This is a genomic window from Bacillus cereus (genome assembly GCF_015071065.1).
Classification (GTDB): domain Bacteria; phylum Bacillota; class Bacilli; order Bacillales; family Bacillaceae_G; genus Bacillus_A; species Bacillus_A cereus_BA.
The window spans coordinates 1-20,404 of sequence record NZ_VOVA01000026.1; the positions used below are offsets into that span (position 1 = coordinate 1).

Below are 20,404 nucleotides of genomic sequence, written 5' to 3' on the forward strand. Positions count from 1 at the left end.
TCTGTAGGAATTGGAAAGAAGGTAATCCCTGCAACAGCAGCATTAGGAATTCTTTTTTCTATGGCACCGATTGCAGAAAATAAGGCTAGCGCAGGGATAGGTGCGGTATTAGATATAAGTATTACTGTATTAGGTGCTGTAGCAAACACTTATCAAACACTTGGACTAGGCCCTGGGGATATAGCAACAAGCACTACCATTGATGTATATGCAGAAAATCTAGCTTATCAGGCTCCTAATTTTACATCTGGGGAATTTAATATTTCCATGTATCATACACAAGGTGATATGAATTTTACTAAGTCAGTTAAAGTACGCTATCCAAATGGAAGAATTGAAATTCATCAACTAAGATCTGGGCAGCAGCTTAAAATTACTGAAGCAGGTGCAATTATAGATTTAAACCCTAATGGAGCAAATATCTCAGAACACGATCTTCTTTACATTACACAAGCACAATTAAACGAAGGAAAGACCGGAGTTGTAATGAATCAAGATCACACTGCATTTGTAGAAAAAGCATCTGGTAAAAACCCAAGAATACTTAGTCCACTTTATAAAAAATATGCAGACGTTTGGACTCCAGATTGGGACGTGGTTGTTTATAGTCAGGATACCCTATTTGATTATATAGCAAATAAATTATCAGATAGGCAAAAACAATTGGTAACATTGACTTCAAAGCCAGTATCTAAAGATGTCCTTGACAACTATGTTAATAATGATCCTAAAGCTCGTGCAGATTTTTATGATCGATTATCTGATGTATTGGCGGAGCGTACTAACGTCATAGAGACAGGTCTGCTACTGACATACATTAGACTAAATGATGGTAAACCTTATCAAATTATCCCTTATAAAAAAGGAACGAATAAAGTAATCGTAAAAACAGGTTCAAAATACCTTTCAGGAAAAGAAGGAAACGAACTTCAATATTCCGATTCGCTTGGCGATGATGAAGTGTTTGAACTTGTTCAGATAGAAAATTCTGAATCTGGTTCATCTCAGTTCCGTTTGAATAACAAGAATGGAGTAAGTTTAATTGGTGATAGGCATACTTCAAAGTTCGGTACTGATCAGAGTCTCCAATCTAAAATTCGTTTCGAAAATAAAAGCAACAATGAAATTAACAATTGGTTAATAGAGTGGTATCCGGGTAAAGAAAATGAGAAACAGAAGTATGACAAGGTACAGGTTGTAGCTGATGAAAAAGATTCTACTAAATGGATTGCAAAAGATTCTTCTGGAAATGTAATAAAGAACAGTTGGGTAAACCGAGGTGATGGGTATTCCTTTGCAGATTCTGAGGGAATTCTCATGACAGGCTGGCAAGAAATTAAGGGGAAGACTTATTATTTCTCACCGTCTTATGGCTACATGGTTACTGGAACTGGAAGTGATTCACTGATTGAGGATAAATACTACCACTTTGATGACGGTGTTTTACAACGATCAACCTGGAAGGGAGATTACTATGCCGATGCTTCTGGAGCATTCGTTAAAGAAGGTCTAAAAGAAATAGATGGTAAAATTTATTATTTCGAAAATTGGGAATCAAAGAAACAGGAAGTACGTTTAGAAAATCAAAATATCGTGCTTCACTTTTCTGGTGATAAAGGCGCACTTGAGAAGGCTTCTAGACCGGGGGTAACAGAGCTGAAAGGTATTAATGGTCTTGATGGTGCTTATGTTACTTTGGATAAGAAAGAGTTATTTTTTGAAAAAGACGGTTCGGTTAGAAAAAGTGGAATCTCTAAAGGTTATGCCATTCTGGCATTAGAAAATAAGCCTGTACTGAATTATTACAGCCTAGAAGAAGGACTTCTCTATTCTGGTTGGAAGGTAGTCGATGGTAAAAAATATTATTTCCAGAATGGGCGCAGCACTACTTTTGATGGTTATGAATACATTGACGGAAAGAAATATTATTTTCATGAAGACGGATCAGTTAACCGAGCAGGATTTGAAAAAATAGACGGTAAACTATACCATTTTGACAATAACGGCGTAGCACAAACGGGCTGGCAAACGATCGATAATAAATATTATTACTTCGACGAAAATGGGGCAGCTAAAACGGGCTGGTTCCAAGTTGGTGGTGGATATAGACCTTTCCCTCTTGCATACGGATACCTTTGGTATTGTGCTAGAGAAGATGGTTCACTTTATGCAGACGGTTGGTTTAAAATTGACGGCAAAGATTATCACTTCGATTATTGGGGACATAAAATGCCATATTAAAATAATAAGCATATAATGATAGTTTGAAAAATTAGCTTATATGTATAAAATGGGTCATGACATGGACTGAGCTTATTTTCCATGTTATGATCTGTTTTAGATTTTTCGAGTATACTGGTTCTGGTGCAAAGATAAAATAAAAGGTTACTCAGCCATTCTATGAAAAAAAGGCGGAAAAACATTTTTTTCAATGGGCGAGAGGGGCTGGCAATGTATAGAAGTTGTTACTTCCTTTTTCTTCCACATGAAATGTTTGGCAGATTAGTTACAAATAATTTACAAACAAGAGGAGCTAATATCTATAATTTAGCTCCTTTTGTTGTGATAAAGTCTTTAAGCAAGAACGCGAATTTTTTAGAAGTGGATATATTTTAATAGAAACATAATGGTACTCGTTATCAATGAACTTCCTAATAACCATTTCGTTTTAATGTGCGATAAATAGTAGTTCTGTCAACATTTAAAAAATCAGCAATCTCCTGTTTCGTTTTCCCCTGTTCAAGTAGCTCAAGTATCAAATCAGTTTTAGACTTATTAATTTTAGGAGTTCTCCCCAATTTCCCGCCATTTTCTACATACTTCATGCGACCAGCCTGTGTTCGCTCCAGTATATAGTTTCGTTCAACATCAGCGAATAAAGATAAGATTGTAACCATTACTTTCGTAGTCATGTCATCTTTCTTCCGCGTATCAATGTTATCATTAATAGCAATGACGCCAATGTCATTTTTGATCAGTTTTTCATGAGTACGAATCATATCAGAAAGATTTCTACCTAAACGATCTAATTTATAGACAATAAGTGTATCACCTGGATTTAGTTGCTGCATAAGAATTTGGAATTGTTCTCTCTCCAAATTTTTACCGCTTTGCTTTTCCTCAAAAATAGAGTCTTCTAACAATTCAATCCGGTTCATTCCACAATATGTAAGTATTTCTTTTTTTTGGAATGTGTAATCTTGTTGTGGAGTGGACACTCGAATATATGCGTAATTCATTTTTTCTCTCCTAATGTTGCATAAATCTATTTTTCTATTTCGCTACAAATATTGTATCATTTTCAGGTTTTAATTTGCAACATAATATATGCAACGTTGTGGCGCTATAAAAATCAAGCTTAAGGGAAGTGTTGCATATATGTTAATTTTTGCAACGTTTTACTTAGGTCTATTTTGCCCTTAGCGTACAGGGTATTGACTTAAATTTGTCTAAATTGTGTCGTAACGTACAATTTTCTTTTTTTGATATGGTGACCCCATGCCCATCAAGCTAAGATTAGGTATTCCATGACCTTCCGTTCTTGTTGCCTACATGCTTGATATTTTGTTTATTTGTTTTTAAAAATGCGCATTCCAAATAAACCTTGATAAGGTGTATTTTTAAAGGTTATGCAGTTTTCTGCTTTAGATTGGATACAGTGCACTGATAAACAACGCCTAAAATATCAAAGATTGTCTTTTTCTCATATCTATGGGATTTCCGTCCGTTTTTCTGTAAAAGGTCAAACAGACGAAGGAAAATTTTTGATACTTCTTGGGTGTCTTGTTGTATAGCTTTATATACTAAGTACAGATGATCTTGAATCATATAAATTGCTTTATATTCACTTAATTCTTTTTGTTTTTTCTGTAGTAACAGCTGTCGCATTTTGAACATAGTGGAAGAACAAAGAAAAATAGCGATTAACTGTCCATAAAGATGACATTCTAGACGCTCTTGCTTAATATTGTGACAATGATTGATACCAAAAAGAGATTTCCATGTTTTAAATACAATCTCTATTTGCCAACGTAGAGAGTAAATCTCGTGAACATGTTCCATCGGAACCATTTCCCATGGGATGTTGGTAATATAAACATTGATTTCTGTTAAACGTTTACTTTTTTCAGAGTATGTAACCCCTTTTTTCTTTTCAACATAAGTTTGCTGTTTCCTACGTTTATGAACTTGAGCTGATGTGAGTCTGCATATTACAACTCGTGAAGGTAATTTTTGTTGTCCAACATAGGCATTTCGAATTTCATAAGTATCTCCTGGTTTTATCTGATGCATGATATGTTCAAGGTCAAGTAAAGCATATAAAGATTGCTTTTTTACTGTCCCATCCCGAAAGAATTCTGGAGATTCATTTTTCACATATACTCTATTATTTAATTTCAACCGTGAAACATAGAATACCCCTCGTTGATCCATCTGGTCTAAATCTTTTAGAGAAAAGTAACCTAAATCTCGAATACATAAATCTCCTGGTCGTAAGGTATCCAAACATTCTGTACCAAAGGTTTTATCATTATTTTTACCTGGTTCCATTTGAAAATTGAGGAATTTCCCACTATGTAAATCATACTCTAGTTGAATCTTAATACCAGCTGTCTGTGCACATCCTCCTGAACCAGGATAAATAGAAGCTAAATGGTTGGGTACTTGAAAAGTAGTAGCATCTAAAATACGTATACGTTGAAAATAAGAAATGTATTGGTTTGAGATTTGAGAAGAATCATTTAGTTTACTTTGGATTAAAAGGGAAAATACACGCTGTAGAAATAAAACAGCACATCGGTTAAAACGTTGATTAAGTCCTTCTGGACTCATAAGTGTAGCTGTATTTGCATAAAGCTGACTACATAATCGAGTAAGGGAACTACTTGCTACATGTTGACTGATCCAAATACATAAAGCAGCCAAATCTCGTGCGCCATACTTACTTTTACGTTTTACAAAACCTGTGTCTTGGCCAAGTTGTTGAAGAATATGTGGAGATAGATATCGCTGTAGTTCTTCAGCGAACAAATAAAACTCATCTTGAATCGATAGATTCATACAAAAACGCCATCCTTTCTGTATATTTCTACAAAAAGAATAACGTCTTTTTTGCTTTATAGATAGTGCAAAACCTTAGTTTGATAGTGATGGAAGGTCCCCATTTGCTGAATAAGATATTTTGCTTGATTATAAAAACATTAATTACTGTATAGTTTCATAACCTTGCTCACTATCAACTCAGCAGTATTCTCTTCTGGCGGCATCAGTAGATTTGTACTTGGCCCATAAACCAGAGGGTTTAGTTCCACTTCATACCCTCCGTATATATATTCTTCTTTTGTAGGTAGATAACCTAGATAACCATTCGTGTATCCACCAAAAAAAGCTAGTTCATTGTTCAGATTTTCTTTAATAGCTAGAGCTGTTTCTGAAAAAGGTTCCATTGGTATTCCAGAGAATGATCCATCATTGATTTGAAATAACTGAATTTCTAAATCAATTGCTAACTGTTTAATATTTTCCTTGTGCTTAGCAACAACAACACTAAGCCACTGATCAGTATTAACACCCCATTGCTTTTGAGCTAGTAGCGCCATTTTTTTTATCTCTTCAAGCTCAGGAATATCCTTTAGTTTCATTTTCATTGTAGTTGAAATAGTATTCAGCTTTGAAATTAAATTATAAGTAACTGTTGGTAACATCGTTAGAACATTGCCACTCAATATGTAAGCCATGTGTTTTAACGCTTCCTTAGAACCACGGTATTTTGCATTCACATTTCCAGCTGCCCCCTGAACAATGATTACAGGACAGTTCAATGTTTGTTCTAGAATTCCCCTTGTCAATCCTGGATAATCTGCTGATAATATATCACTATCTGACTTTAAGACATTAGGATGAGCAGTACAAAATACAATAATTCCAGTTAGTTCTTTTGTTTTGTAGTTTCTGATTGCTAAAACGCCAATTCGTTTGTCTACAACTCCATTTTCATTTATACCCATTTTCACTTTTCTATCAGATGTTCTCTCTCTTCGATTTACTCCAATTTCACCCATCGTTACGTTCCAACCCACCTCAGATAATTGCATATTATCATTTGCAATTATGGCTCCTTTAACCACATTATTGATTAGAATCGTTTTATAAGACTTTGTCAATTGATCATCACCGACTGTTTCGGGACCAGAATGGGTATGAGTATAAACAACGGTTATGTTTTTGAATGGAACATTCAACTCATGTGCAACCTGTTCTCGAATTATTATTGTATCTTCTATTAACATTCCTATATTATCAATACTAATAAATACTGTCTTTGTTTGATTATTTTCAAACACATATACTGTTGCATAAATATGTTCTTCAATTTTACTAATCCCTATTGGTCTATGGTATCCAATAAAATCAATACCTAAAGGAGGTGTAATATCCACCTTACATATTCCTACTTTACTCATTTGAACCTCTCCAGTTATCTATGTAATTTGTTATTTAATTACTTTACGTCTTATTCGGCTAATTACTACTATTCTTGAATAAAAACCTCGCAATTTCTATACTTATTTTAACACTAATAATCTAAATATAATGATTGAAAATCCTTGATCACCCCAAATAGTGCTCACCATACATAGACATTAAGCTAAGGTTTTAATTTACGCCTAAAATGAAAATTTGTACCAACTTGTAACAAAAAAGCTCATTTTTTCGTTTTGGGGTAATTCTGATTTCTTAAGTTGATGGGTATGTATGGTGACCCCATGCCCATCAACTTAAGAACGGAGACAAAATGAATTTTCGTTCATATGAACTAAAAAACTTTTAAAATGCTTTTTGTCTTTAAAAATGAGCATGACAAATAAGGGTTCTGTTGCAAAGTTTGCTAAAGAATAGATTATTCCAACCAAAAACTCTCCATTTTTTGCGATTGTTAATAAATTCCGTAATTCATCATACGTCGAAAAAACGAAATCTGGGCTCAGATTTCGTTTTTGTTTATATAAAGCATGAACAGCTTCCATTCTTTTTATCGTTCGTGAAGCGTGACGAGGACTTTGAAATCCTGCGGATTTGGCAAAACGTCGCTTTATATGTCTATGGTCCTGTTCGATTAGATTATTTCGATATTTAACCGTACAATGAGTAGTTTCTTTATATAAGCCCTTTTTTCTTAATTTTTTTAACGCACAAAGTAATGCGGGTGCTTTTTCTGTGCTGAGAACCGTGGGTTCTCCAAAAGCTTTCACCAATCTTTTCATAAAGGCATATGCCGCCTGATGATCTCGTGTTTTACGAAGTTGAATATCCAATGTGCATCCATCTTTATCAATCGCACGATATAAATAACACCATTTTCCTTTAACTTTTATATAGGTTTCATCTAATTTCCACGATAATTGTACATTTTTATTTTTCTTCTTCCAGATTTGATAAATCAGATTTCCATATTCATGAACCCATCGCATGTTGGTTGTTGGGTGAACCGAAACACCACGTTCTTTCAGAATTTCAGAGACATCACGATATCTTAAAGAAAAACGACAATAGTAGCCGACGGCTACCAAAATAATATCTTTTTTGAACTGTTTCCCTTTAAAATATTGCATGTGTGATTCTCCTCGTATCCTTTTTTCTAAAGTGTAAATTCATTTAGAAAACTTTGCAACAGAACCAGATAAAATGTTGAAAAGAGATATTTTTTTATCGCAAAACGATAACTTTTTATTGACTAAAATGAGTTTCTTAAATTATTATATTGATAGCTAGCTAAGAGGGGGATTTCCTTTGAAACAAAAAGAATTATCAGTTTGGTTAAAATTAATAGTTGCTTTTTGCTGGATTTTGGGTTTGTTATTTTGCATTTATATTGGTCCTGAAATTGGAAGGGACATCTTGATGAATTCAGAAAATTTAAAGGGATTATATGAGCCCTTTATTATCTTCATCTGGATTACTAAGATTCCGTTTTTTATTGTATTCATTTGGATGACTGGTATTCCATTCTTTATTTCATTAGTTTTGGGTTGGCAGATATGTTCCGATATTGGTTACGATCAAGCCTTTACTATTAAAAATGCCAATAGATTAAGAAGAATAAGTATTTTATCAATGATTGAAAGTGTTCTATACGTTTTTGCGTTACTATATCTCTTGATATCTGGAGACTACAATACAAATGTTTTAATGGTACTGTTACCAATTCTATTTTCCGCTGTCGTTATTGCGATATTTACTTCCATGCTTTCTTACTTAGTTAGAAACGCTAGCGAAATAAAACAAGATAACGACCTAACGATTTGAGGTGCCGAAATATGACTATCATAGTAAACCTTGATGTAGTGTTAGCGAAAAGAAAAATGAGTGTTACAGAACTCACAAAAAGATTAGGTATTACAATGGCAAACGTTTCAATATTAAAAAACGGAAAAGTAAAAGCGATTAAATTTTCAACGCTAGATAAAATATGTGATATTTTAGAGTACAAAAAAAATAACTCTGTTAATGAAGGAGAGAATGTATCATGAAAAAAATATATCTATTAGCTTTTATATCAATATTGCTAGGAACCATTTGCATGGTTAGTTATTTTATGATGGGTTCAAGCCTAGCACCAGACGGAACATTAACGGAACCTTTCTTCCTAATTCCATTAAGTATTCTTTTTGTTTTTAGTGGTATTGTTGCATTATTGTTGGCGGCTATTATTTTAGTAATAAAAAAAGTGAAACATAATTGAATTTGATTATGTCCATTTAATAGAAAAATCAAAATTCGTTAGGAGGAGGAAAAAATGGAGAGCGTAGTAGTAAAATTAGAAAATGTTCATAAAAAAATTGGAGGAAATGAAATTATTCGAGGTCTTTCATTCGAAGTAAAAGAGGGCGAAGTATATGGATTTCTTGGACCGAATGGTAGTGGAAAAACGACAACAATTCGAATGATGACCGGTCTCATTACGATGACAGAAGGGGATATTATCATTTGTGGTCATAGTATTCGTACAAATCGTGAAAAAGCTTTAGAGCAAATTGGCGCAATTGTAGAGAATCCTGAACTATATGAGTATATGACAGGTATGCAAAATTTAAAGCATTTTGCTAATATGGCGGTTAAATCAATTAGCAAAGAACGTATTGCTGAAATTATAAAGCTTGTAGATTTAGAGAAAGCAATTGATAAAAAGGTAAAAACATATTCGCTTGGAATGAAGCAACGTCTTGGTATTGCGCAAGCGCTCTTGCATAATCCAAAGATTTTAATTTTAGATGAACCAACGAATGGATTAGATCCAGCAGGTATTCGTCAAATTCGGGATTATTTACGACGTTTAGCTAAAGAAGAAGGTATTTCAGTAATCGTCTCCAGTCACCTATTGAGTGAAATTGAACTCATGTGTGACCGTGTTGTTATTATAAAAGATGGGCAATTTGTACAAGCGTATAATTTACATGAAAAGCAAAAAAATGAAGACAAGGTCGAAGTTGCTTTTGGAGTTGATGCGGTAAATGAAGCAAATAAGATCATAAAAGGAAAAGTAGTGCAGCAAAATGTAGTCCTTGCATCTGTAAAGAAGGAAGAAATTCCACAAATTATAAAAAAACTTATTTATGCTGATGTACTGGTTTATGGTGTAACAGTACAAAACAAAACATTAGAAGATGAATTCTTAGCGATTACAGAGGGAGGAAAAGCATAATGTTTAAATTAGTTAAAAATGAGATGCTAAAACTACATGCAAGAAAAAGTATCTATATGCTTATAGGATTGATAATCGCTTTAGAAGTTGTAGCAGTATTCGCTATCAAATCATGGCTCCCACTTAAAGAGCGATTTGCAAGTTATCTATCGTTTACAAACATGACATTTGAAATGGTCGCTGGTTTGGTTACAATTTTTGGTATAGCACTTGCAACTCGAATCATTTCAGATGAGTTCCAGAAAGGAACCATTAAACAGTTGCTTATTCGTCCAAGAAAACGAATCACCATACTGTTTTCGAAATATATAACAACTATACTTGCTGTGATTTTTGTTTGTTTTATCTCTTTGGTGGTTTCAATGATAATTGGGCTTATAATCTTTGGTGGAGAAAAAGAAGATTTAACGCTTAAAATGCTACTAAAAATAGTTACTTATAAAACGTTACCAATATTGTTTTATACAACATTTTCCTTTTTCCTAGCAAATGTTTTTAGAAAATCAGTATTACCATTAATTATTACGCTAGTTATCTTCCTCACACAAGGATTAATAAATAATCTATTGTTTAAGATGTTTAAAGAAGTAGCACAATTTTCCGTATTCTCTCATTTGAATTTAGAAATGTATGACAGTAATGTACTTATTAATGGTGGAACTAATCCACTATTTACAAATTTCAATTTTACAACATCATTAATTTTTGTAATTATACACTTGGCATTATTACTCATTGTATCAAGTGCGTTATTCCAAAAACGTGATGTACTTTAAGACTTCATAGAATAGAACATCGCTCAGTTAGAAGGTAAAAACATGAAATATATACAAGATCTTTTTTATTTCAGTTACCATCAAGCCCTTTCTTGCATCTTTCCAGTGGTTATCTTTGTAACTCTTGCTGTTTCAAAGATAATTGTAATTCCTGGATTACATCGCTACGATTTTATTCTACTTATTTGTCTCATTACGCAATACCTCATGTTCAAAAATAAGTTAGAGACAAAAGGCGAATTAAAAGTGATTAGTGTGTTCCATGTTATCGGATTTCTATTAGAAGTATATAAGGTTCATGTCGGTTCATGGTCATATCCAGAAGAAGCATGGACGAAAGTTTTTGGAGTACCACTATATAGCGGTTTTATGTATGCAAGTGTTGCGAGTTATATTTGTCAAGCGTGGCATCGATTTCATTTAAGAATGAATAACTGGCCAAAATATATATGGACAATACCACTTGGAGTAATGATCTATTTAAACTTTTTCACACATCATTTTATTTTAGATTTCCGTTGGATTTTGACTATCCTTTTATTTATTGTCTTTGCTCAAACTTATGTGCAATTCACAGTGCGAAACAACACATATAAAATGCCACTTCCTTTTTCATTTTTCCTAATTGGCTTTTTTATATGGATTGCAGAAAACATTGCCACTTTTTTCGGAGCATGGCAATATCCGAATCAACAAAACTCTTGGAGTCTTGTACATATTGGTAAAATTAGTTCTTGGTTCTTGCTTGTTGTTATCAGCATAATGATTGTCACTCAATTTAAAGAAGTTTATTATAAAGGATTCACAATATCTAAGGGGATAAAGAATTCTAAAATAAGTTAAAATCTTTTTTAATGAACTTAAAGTATCTAATGAGACCATTTTCTCTGAATGTAAAAGGGTCTTCTTTCAGTAAAATTGACTCAAATAGGTTATTTGCTCCATGAATAAAATTTAATTAATAAAAGCCCAATTCCTTAACATACAGGTATTGGGCTATATTTATGTTGAATTTGCTTAGCGTAGGGAAATTTAACATTTTAATTCCCCAAAATGTATTACTGTGGGTTTTACGTCAAAATGTTGGCAGGAATCCATCGCCATCAGGTTAAAGTTTTATAACGCCCCCAGAACGAAAAAAGATGCCGAAAGGCACCCGAGTGAGACAAATCAAATATCTGAACAACATCGTGAAGCAGAATCATCCGAAAGGAAATTGAAGGAAGCACGTGATATTGCGATGAAAGAAATGAAACAGCTTGCAAAACAAAAAGGTGCAAATGCAATTGTTGGGATTGATGTAAACTATGAAGTGGTTCGTGACGGAATTCTAATGGTTGCGGTAAGTGGTATAGTGGTATAGCTGTACATGTATAAAAATTATTAAATATACTCAACCAAGCATCTCAACTTTTCATGAGATGCTTTCCTGTTTTCATACCTTATGTGACTTTTTATTCTGTCACACCAGATTGGACAATTTTCACATCCGCGGTTACATGAAAACGTAAATGCTTATAGGAGTTTTCCCACTCTTTATCGTTCCACTTTTTTGTTTGAGTCCTACCAAATTTTCTAAGACCTATAGGATCTGTTCCTTTATTGATAAATCTTTTTATTAATTTGGTTGCCTTTTGCTCTATTTCATTTTCCATTATCTTTTCTAGCTTTCGTATTTCTTTAGCATTATCCAAGTTTTTTGTTTTTTTCAATCCTTGAATTTCACCCGTTACTTGAATATGGGCATCTATGAATGGATTCCGGCTATTTCCCTTCATTTTGTATTTTGTTCCAGATTTAATATTTTCTATCGTGGCATAATTATCAGAAAAACCAGGAAGGTGGAATTGGTACGTTCCACTTTTAAATTTATCGGTCAACACTTTGAATATAAACAAATCTTTAGATGAGAGCGTATCAACCATCCTATACCTTTTAAATAAAGCCACGCCATTTACCTCTAATAAATTTCCTTTTTTTGAAATTAGGGGCAAATATGAATCTCTCGCATCATCATAAACTTGATTTAAAAATAAATAAAAATTTGTTTTTGGTTGTACCCCATTCTTAATATTTTGCTCAATTAAGGAAGATAAATAGGTGGAAACTCCTTTTTCTTTAGAGTAAGTTCCTCTTAAAAGTGTCTCTCCTTCTTCATTTGCAATCGCTAAATAGATTGCATTTCCGATACTTGGGATTCGGTTCATAGTTTCTAAAATTTCTTTCATTCCCTTTTTAGCTAATTTTTTATCAAATATAATCATGCGTAATTGACCTAACTCTAGAGGTCCAGAAGATTGTTCAGATGCTCTTGCCAGAATTTCTTTACTACTCTTCCCCGATGCTGAATAAATTTTTGTTTGTCCACCGCCACTACTTGTATATGCCGAAATCGCAAACGTTCCTCTTATTTTATCTTCAGCCTCTAAATCATATGAAGCAACTTGAATTAAATCGATGTCATCAACAATTTTAGTTTTAGCGCATCCTGTTAAGAAGACACTGAATATAAGAAAAAATATCCACTTTTTCATTTTTATCTCCTTAATTTTATTTGAATGGTTTGAATAATCCATAATACTGGAAGGTACATATAAATGTAAATAAAACCAGCTCGGCCTACCCAAGTGTTTAACAAATTAATTTTATTACGACTATTCACGAAAAATGTTAAAATGAAAATGAATAGAATAAGAATTGGCAAAACATATTTTTGTTTTATCCCCAGTGTCTCTTTTATGCCACGGCTTACTCCCCATAATGTAATAGAGAGATTGGGGAGTATAAAAAACGCCCAAACAGAGATTATAATATACTCAAATCGCTCTATAAAAGGAAATTGTATGATTTTGATCATACTCAAATATCCCCATATAGCATGGGCAAGTTGCTTTTCACTAAAAAAAGTAAGGGATAAAATCATAAGCCACGTGTATACAGCGGTCGTTACTAAATTCCCGTAGTGTGCATATTTTTGAGAGGTTTGTGCCTTTTTAATAAAAGGATAATACATCAATAATGTTTCAAACCCTAGATAGCTGAACATAGTTCCCTTCATTCCTTTAATAATTTCTTGAAATGAATGTTGCCATATTGGAAATAAATTGCGGAAATCTGTATATTTTAAAGGATAGAAAAACGTGAAGATTAGTATACTTGGAATAACAATTCCAAAGAAACCAACCCCTGCAACTACACGAAATCCTCCTGTAACAATGTAGTAACATAAAATCAAAAAAACTCCTACAAGAACCCACGTTGACATAGTGGGAAACATCCAAACATGTACGACTTCAATATAGGTATGTAATGTAGTTGCACCTAACATCAACAGATATGCTAGAAAAATGAGGTTGAATACTGCACTAATCCATTTTCCAAAGACATTCTGTTGGATTATGATGATGTCCCCATTACCTTGATTCAAAATTTGATATATAATCCAAATCATGAGGTTAACAGACAATCCAAAAAACAGGGTACTAATCCATGCATCGTTTCCTACTAGCTTTGCAGCAATTCTTTCAAAACCGAGCATACCAACTCCCATTTGCATCGTACAAATTAAAAAAAATACAACAAATGGAGATACTTGATACTCAGTTGGAATGTTCTTCATAATGTTCCTCCATGTTTGATTCAATCATCAAAATCATTTCGTGATGAAATTTCATTTTTCTTTGCGTCTTCAGGATTAAAACGCATGCGCTGTTTGGCTCTTGAAAATAAAGGGCGCTCAAACATTGATGAGATTGGCATACGAATAATACTGTCTTTCCAATCTGCCAGTCTTGTAGGATAAAAAGGGAATAAATAAGGACGTTTTAATGATTTTGTACGTAATAAATGTGTTAGAAGAAAAGAACTTGCTATAACAATCCCTAGTAGCCCTAGTAGTTGTGCTGCTACTATAAATGGAAAGCGGATTACTCGAATTGTAATACCAATTCTATAAATTGGAGTTGTAAATGATGTAAGAGCAGAAAGAGCAACAATAATGATAAGCACGTTACTTGTAAGACTGGCTTGTACCGATGCTTGTCCAATTACAATACCACCTACTATACCTACGGTTAATCCAACTTTAGTTGGTAAGCGCGCCCCTGCTTCTCTCAGTAATTCAATAGTTATTTCTAAAAAAAATGCTTCGATTACTGGAGGGAAAGGTATCTTACTTCTAGAAATCACCAATGTTTCAAGAAGTTCTTTCGGAATAAGCTCGTAATGATATGTTAATATTGCAACATATAAGGGAGTAGTTAAAACGGAAAATATAAAAGCAAAAATTCTTAACAGCCGAAAAAAAGAAGCTAAAACCCAAGGCATAGTATAGTCTTCTGTTGTAGAAAAAAATTCAATCAATGTCGTAGGGAGTGTAATAGCAAACGGTGAGCCATCTACAAATAGTGCAACCTTTCCTTCTGCCAAAACAGCAGCTACACGATCTGGACGCTCTGTATTAAGGAAGTGTGGAAAAATAGAATTTGGATTATCTACAATTAGTCGGGCTAAGTAAGTACTATCAAGAATGTGGTCTATTTTAACTTTACTTACCCGTTTTATGATTTCCTCTACATTTTGATTGTTTGCAATTCCTTCAATAAATACTACCGCCACAGAGGTATTAGAAAGATCTCCTACTCTCAATGCTTCTACTTGGAGAAATGGCGTTGGAAGCCTTCTGCGCAGCAAATTCAAATTTGTATCCAGATCTTCAACAAATGCGATTTGTGGGCCTACAATATTATATTCAATTTCAGCTTTTGAAATATCCCTGCCTTCTTTTTTTGATATATTTATTAACAATCCACTTGATACATCTTTATCTATTTGAATTAGTATATACCCGTCTAAAATATCATTCTGAATGTCTTCTATTTGTTTTGTTACTTTTGCAACTCCAATTGGTAAAGCAGCTTGAATATCTTGTAGTGAATCGAAAGGTTTTTCTTTTATGTACGGTAAAACATCTTCTTGTAACATATTTACATCAATCAATGTCCGAAAATATGAGACCACTACAGGAGAATTATCCGAATGGATTTTTAATTCAGTGAAATCTCCAGATTTCTTTAGCAATTGAATAAGGTCATGCAAAGATTTTATAGGATAACAAGGGATTTTTTCATGCTGTTTCAATTGACAATACCCTTCCCTTCAGAAATAAAATATATAATATATTCAAAAATTTACATTTCAAACTTTACGAACAGTAATATATAAATATACTCATTGAAATTGCTATGTCCCCTCTAGAAATAACTTAACCCAAAACGATTAGAAAAATGTATATAAAGGAAAAAATATAAGGAGGGGTCTCTGTTTATTGCAAAATAAAAACAAAGAATGTTGCAGAATTTCTATTCATCGATATACAACACGGCTTTATTTGGAGAGGTAGGCGTGTTAGACTTGTTCGAATCCTGACAATCTTTTTGATATCTGGGTTCTTGGCAGGAAAACCATGCTTGCAGAGTCTCCACGTCAAGCCATCCCTGATTAAACACCAATGAATGTTTAATCAAAAATTCGAATTTAATATACTGTCCAACTCTGTATTTTTTTCGCTGCAAAAAATATGTCTCGCGACATCACCATCGAGTTAAGATTAAATTTGTATCCATATAGCGAAAAAAACGCTATTCTTTTTGTAGAAATATGCAGAAAGGATGGCATTTTTTATGAGTCTTTCGATTCAAGATGAACTCCGATTATTTTAATTGCCATGAGTATTAATATAATTTATGATTACTATGAAATTACACAATAAAAAAGGAGTGCTAGTTAGATCGTCTAACTAGCACTCCTTTTTTATAAATGTGTTACTTTTTGATTGTAGGTACTGCTAACTAAGAATTCAACAAGGCTCTACACGATTCCCTATAGATACGAAAATCCCTAGGGAATTTTGGCGAAGAGCTAATGAACACTTGTAGTAGTAAACATAAAAAAATGGTCAAAAACTCAATTTTAGTTATGTGAAAATTACATAACTAAACACACCGGTATAAATTCCTGTAATACTAATATAAGGCATTAAAATTAAAATTCATCTTCTAAAATTAGATTGCCGGCATCATTATCTTTTGTCAATCTTTGCTTCAGATAATTTTCTTTTGTAGTCCGATCATTTTTATGACCGACTGCAGCTGCGATGACATGAGGTGGTAATCCCTTGTAATCATACAAGTACTGTACATAAAAATGTCTAAAGAAATGGGGAGTAATTCGGATATTCTCTGTAAAAGGTAACTGTGTATCCTTTATGATTTTAGAAATATATTGTGACAAGTAATTATCTCTATAAGCAGTATGGTTCTTAGTTTGAAATAACATTCCACCATTTCTATTCCCAATGTCTATAGGTAACCTTCTTCGAACTCGGAACGCGGCAATACGACTAAAAATCTCCTTATTAATAGAAACAATCCGTTCATTATCTCCTTTTGTATCAACCGTTAAATAGTATCGTCCTCGTATAGCGTCATACTCAAGATCTTCCCACTTTGCATGCGCTACTTCTGCAACACGTAATCCTGTAGTAGCCAGAACCGATAATAAAGCATAATTAATTTCATTATCCTTATAGTAATGAAGCAACTGCTTCACTTCCTCATATGATAATTCGCGTTTTGGTTTATCGTGTTTATTAACGGTCGTACTTAGAAATTCCACATGAAGAGGTTCCTGGATATATTGAATTTCATATAGCCATTTCAAATACGAACGGATTACACCAAGTTTCCGACTAATTGTAGATGCTTTGTATTTTTCTTTTGATTGATAGGAGATTGCCTCCTGGGATAACCATTTTTGATAGTTACGTATATGTCGCTTTCTTAAGTTCCTCCAAACTTGGCCGACTACATAATCTTTAACATCTTGCTGCAGGAACTCTGTGCTTTGCTTAATAAAAAAATAAAATTGACTTAGATCACGAGCATATAGAGTCCTGGATGCATCCTTTATACGTTTTTCTTGGTCAAAATGTGTTTGCCGATTTAAATAGTAATACAATATTTCTTCATCTGAAAATCCCTCATATGTATATGAATCTTCTCTTTCGTTATTTTCCTTTTTAAATTCAGCTTCATTTATATAATCTTGATTCCATAACGCAATTATGTTTGAGAAATTTTGTTTTTGTTTCTCTATGTTTTCTAAATACGTTTCACTATGAATTGTATTCAATTCAAATTTCATTGTTACTCAACTCCATATTAATTCCTTTTATATCTATTATTATAACTGAATTACATTAAAAGTTACTTACATAGTAAGATTAAATTTTATAAAATCGTAACTAATGAATAAGTATAGAAAATGTTCTATTTTCTATGGTTATTATCTAATTTTTTTAAAAAATTATCTTTTATATAATTTCTAATTATATAAAAGATAATTTAATTAGAAAATGATTTTAAATTTTATATGATTTTAAATTAAATTAAGTTATAATTGTGTTATAATTAAATTTATATTATATATTTTATCAATTTAACTTTACATAATAAAATTATTGATTTCACATAACAGAAGTTTACACACAGGAGGGGAGCGTATGTTCGAAATACAGGAAATAAATATGAATACGAATGAAGTAAAAGCTTATTTAGGAATAAGTAGCTTCATTTTTAGTACTCTTATGAAACAAGGACAATTAAATCCAATTAATCGAGAGACCTGGCGTTTAGATGGTAGCTTTTTATTTAAGCGAGAAGACATAGAAAAGCTCAAAAAAGATCGTGAAACAGAAGGAATTACCTTATATCAGGCAGCAAAAGATTATAATGTGAGCATGTATCAACTTGAAAAGTGGATAGAAGAAGGAGAATTGACTTGTACTATACAGAAACATCGTAATCGTGAGACTAAATTTGTAAATGAGGAAGAAATACACAGATTGGTACAGCAGTTGAATCAGGCCAATACGCTGTATACATTCTCACAAAAATATAATGTAGTATTGTTCCAAAAGTTTATGGAAGGTAATAAATTAGCACGCATTATATCCATTCCGAAGCGCGGGGATATTGTGCTTATGGATGAATTTGGAAACAATATGACACTAGAAAATTCAATTAAAATGGGGTATAAGCCTGCATATATTTTATCCGATAAACCAAGAAGTCATCACCAAAAGTTTGTAAAGTTTCGTTTTCCTAAATCAAATCAATTGCGAAGTAACATTTTTCACTTAATTGATTTAGTACTACAGTATGTATCACCAAGAAACATTAAGGTTTCTGAGGAAGATGGTTTTTGGTACTTTGATGTACGTCAATCCATTATTCAATTACCAATGCAAATGCAGGTAGAATGGATTGATTCTTTAACCCCATATATAATAGAAGGAAAATTAACAAGACGTGTTAATAATAGCGTGTATTTAGATAGCAGTAGTGTTACTAAGGCAGTAACGATAGCAAGCAGTGAATACCATGCAATCACAAACATTGTAAAAGAAACGAACAGTTCTATTGAAGAATTTATTGCATCCGCTATTCGTGAAAAGATTTATGATTATCAAGCGTCAGACAACTAAATTATAAAAATAAAGAAAAGATGCTTTAAAGCGTCTTTTCTTTAAGTGGATAAGAAGTTAGATTTTTTTGACATTTAAATTTTTGTAAAGGTGAAACTAGTTTTATAAAAGATACAAAGTCATGAACTTAGTTTTACTTTTTATAAATAAAATAATTATATATTGTTATACCGATTTCTACTTAATATAGGATTCTGTTTTTTCATTTTGGAATTTAGCTTTTAATTTAGCATATGAAACAGACACGATAGAATCGTGCACTTTTTCTGGAAAAGTATCTGGGTTGTCACATATAATATTAGTCTCCCCATTTTCGGACATGAGTAATTGAAATACATTTGGAATGTCCAATTTGATTTTTTTGTAACCTTCTTTATTAAATTGATACACCCAAACTTTTTGATCGTCTGTAGTAAAAGCCCAATAATTCATAGTTGCACTCAGAGCCCCAATGGTTTCCCCTTGCTTGTTATTTACACCTTCAATAGAAAGAGACGTTAACTGTTTAGAGTTTATATCCAAAATAAAATAATTTTCAATTTGAGTGTTAGTGTTTTTTTCATCGATAGACAGGCTCACATAGACGATTTTATCACCCACAATTCTAGGTGCTAAAACATTATTTTGTGGAACTAAATAAGTGCTTGTATGTTTACTATTAAGATTATATATGCTTAGGGTAGTTTGTTTTTCGTTAGAGTTCGTATAGATTAATTTATCTTCATTCATATGAAGAGTAGTACTAGCTGTGTCATAGGAATTTACGGTGGCAATTTGTGTTTGTGTATTGGTTTCTAAATCATATAGTATAATAGCCGCATTTTTCTTCTGATCATTAATTTCCATCCAGGATACATAATGTTTATAAAGGTACGGTTCTATAATTTCATTAGTTTTATGAATTTTAGTTTGTTTGTTATTACTTAAATTTTTTCCATAAAGAACAGTTTTTGAGCCAACAGCACTTGTATCATTCCATAATAGCCATTTTTCATTAACATGTACCCCTTGTATATTTGCATCTCTACCCATTTTGGAATGAAATATAGTCTCCTCTGCTTTGTTAGAAAAGTTATATGAAAGGAGTTTATTAGGTAAACGTTCTTTACTATTATCAGCAACAGGTAAATACATTTTATTATTGGAAGTAGATGCCACATAAAATGTATCATAATTTATTTTTAATTCTGGATAAGTACTATTGATTTGCTTTATGTTTGATTTATTTAGAGTACAAGAGACAAGCATTCCTAGACATAAAATAACAGGAATTATTTTTCGGTTTTTCAATGTACAAGCCTCATGGTTAAAATACTTAATCTTTTAATAATAGGTTTCACATCTTATCTCCTTAATTTTTAACGTTGTAATATTTCAGAA

At 32.6% G+C, this 20,404-nt stretch carries 16 protein-coding genes and 2 pseudogenes; 9 read left to right on the forward strand and 9 right to left on the reverse strand.

Going from position 1 to position 20,404, the window contains the following annotated elements; genetic code table 11:
- Positions 1 to 2,241, forward strand: a 2,241-nt coding sequence (locus tag FT637_RS27215; RefSeq protein WP_193648905.1) for an N-acetylmuramoyl-L-alanine amidase family protein, incomplete at its 5' end; no start/stop codon positions are given.
- 410 nt (positions 2,242 to 2,651) lie between these two features.
- Here the strand turns inward: FT637_RS27215 and FT637_RS27220 are convergent.
- The 4 genes and pseudogenes from FT637_RS27220 to FT637_RS27235 form a co-directional block, all read right to left on the reverse strand.
- Positions 2,652 to 3,239, reverse strand: coding sequence for a recombinase family protein (locus FT637_RS27220; RefSeq protein ID WP_193648906.1), 588 nt, complete (start codon positions 3,237 to 3,239; stop codon positions 2,652 to 2,654).
- A gap of 388 nt (positions 3,240 to 3,627) precedes the next feature.
- Entirely contained in the window at positions 3,628 to 5,061 is a 1,434-nt protein-coding gene (locus FT637_RS27225) for an IS4 family transposase (protein WP_193648907.1), read from the reverse strand.
- A 140-nt stretch (positions 5,062 to 5,201) separates the two neighbouring features.
- Positions 5,202 to 6,464: a neutral/alkaline non-lysosomal ceramidase N-terminal domain-containing protein gene (locus tag FT637_RS27230; protein ID WP_193648908.1), complete on the reverse strand. Its 1,263-nt coding sequence runs from the start codon at positions 6,462 to 6,464 to the stop codon at positions 5,202 to 5,204.
- 468 nt (positions 6,465 to 6,932) lie between these two features.
- A pseudogene (locus FT637_RS27235) lies at positions 6,933 to 7,613 on the reverse strand (IS6 family transposase); the annotation flags it as partial.
- A 178-nt stretch (positions 7,614 to 7,791) separates the two neighbouring features.
- Here FT637_RS27235 and FT637_RS27240 point away from each other — a divergent pair.
- The 7 genes and pseudogenes from FT637_RS27240 to FT637_RS30160 form a co-directional block, all read left to right on the forward strand.
- Positions 7,792 to 8,307, forward strand: a complete 516-nt coding sequence (locus tag FT637_RS27240) for a DUF2975 domain-containing protein (protein ID WP_193648909.1) — start codon at positions 7,792 to 7,794, stop codon at positions 8,305 to 8,307.
- A gap of 11 nt (positions 8,308 to 8,318) precedes the next feature.
- Positions 8,319 to 8,531 (forward strand): helix-turn-helix domain-containing protein, encoded by a 213-nt coding sequence (locus tag FT637_RS27245; RefSeq protein WP_193648910.1) that lies wholly within the window; start codon positions 8,319 to 8,321, stop codon positions 8,529 to 8,531.
- On the forward strand, positions 8,528 to 8,743 hold the full coding sequence (locus FT637_RS27250) for a DUF3955 domain-containing protein (RefSeq protein WP_193648911.1): 216 nt from the start codon (positions 8,528 to 8,530) through the stop codon (positions 8,741 to 8,743). Before FT637_RS27245 ends, FT637_RS27250 begins: the two co-directional genes overlap by 4 nt.
- 54 nt (positions 8,744 to 8,797) lie before the next feature.
- Positions 8,798 to 9,703, forward strand: a complete 906-nt coding sequence (locus FT637_RS27255) for an ABC transporter ATP-binding protein (protein WP_193648912.1) — start codon at positions 8,798 to 8,800, stop codon at positions 9,701 to 9,703.
- Entirely contained in the window at positions 9,703 to 10,479 is a 777-nt protein-coding gene (locus FT637_RS27260; RefSeq protein ID WP_193648913.1) for an ABC transporter permease, read from the forward strand. Before FT637_RS27255 ends, FT637_RS27260 begins: the two co-directional genes overlap by 1 nt.
- Before the next feature lie 42 nt (positions 10,480 to 10,521).
- Positions 10,522 to 11,322: a DUF817 domain-containing protein gene (locus FT637_RS27265; RefSeq protein ID WP_193648914.1), complete on the forward strand. Its 801-nt coding sequence runs from the start codon at positions 10,522 to 10,524 to the stop codon at positions 11,320 to 11,322.
- Between the two features lie 364 nt (positions 11,323 to 11,686).
- Positions 11,687 to 11,842 (forward strand): annotated as a pseudogene (locus FT637_RS30160) (heavy metal-binding domain-containing protein); the annotation flags it as partial.
- A gap of 91 nt (positions 11,843 to 11,933) precedes the next feature.
- Here FT637_RS30160 and FT637_RS27275 read toward each other — a convergent pair.
- The 4 genes from FT637_RS27275 to FT637_RS27290 all read right to left on the reverse strand — a co-directional run bounded on the left by FT637_RS27275 (position 11,934) and on the right by FT637_RS27290 (position 17,682).
- Positions 11,934 to 13,013 carry a Ger(x)C family spore germination protein gene (locus FT637_RS27275; RefSeq protein ID WP_193648915.1) on the reverse strand — a complete coding sequence of 360 codons (1,080 nt, stop codon included), beginning with the start codon at positions 13,011 to 13,013 and terminating at the stop codon, positions 11,934 to 11,936.
- 2 nt (positions 13,014 to 13,015) lie between these two features.
- Complete coding sequence (locus FT637_RS27280) at positions 13,016 to 14,098, reverse strand: GerAB/ArcD/ProY family transporter (RefSeq protein WP_193648916.1); 1,083 nt, start codon at positions 14,096 to 14,098, stop codon at positions 13,016 to 13,018.
- 20 nt (positions 14,099 to 14,118) lie between these two features.
- The gene (locus FT637_RS27285) at positions 14,119 to 15,618 is read right to left on the reverse strand and encodes a spore germination protein (protein ID WP_193648917.1); all 1,500 of its coding nucleotides are present in this window, start codon (positions 15,616 to 15,618) and stop codon (positions 14,119 to 14,121) included.
- 903 nt (positions 15,619 to 16,521) lie between these two features.
- Positions 16,522 to 17,682, reverse strand: a complete 1,161-nt coding sequence (locus FT637_RS27290) for a tyrosine-type recombinase/integrase (RefSeq protein WP_193648918.1) — start codon at positions 17,680 to 17,682, stop codon at positions 16,522 to 16,524.
- Positions 17,683 to 18,040: 358 nt separating this feature from the next.
- Between FT637_RS27290 and FT637_RS27295 the strand changes: the two genes are divergently transcribed.
- Entirely contained in the window at positions 18,041 to 19,024 is a 984-nt protein-coding gene (locus FT637_RS27295; RefSeq protein WP_193648919.1) for a DNA-binding protein, read from the forward strand.
- Between the two features lie 177 nt (positions 19,025 to 19,201).
- Here FT637_RS27295 and FT637_RS27300 read toward each other — a convergent pair whose 3' ends face one another.
- Complete coding sequence (locus FT637_RS27300) at positions 19,202 to 20,314, reverse strand: hypothetical protein (RefSeq protein WP_193648920.1); 1,113 nt, start codon at positions 20,312 to 20,314, stop codon at positions 19,202 to 19,204.
- Between the last annotated feature and the right edge of the window lie 90 nt (positions 20,315 to 20,404).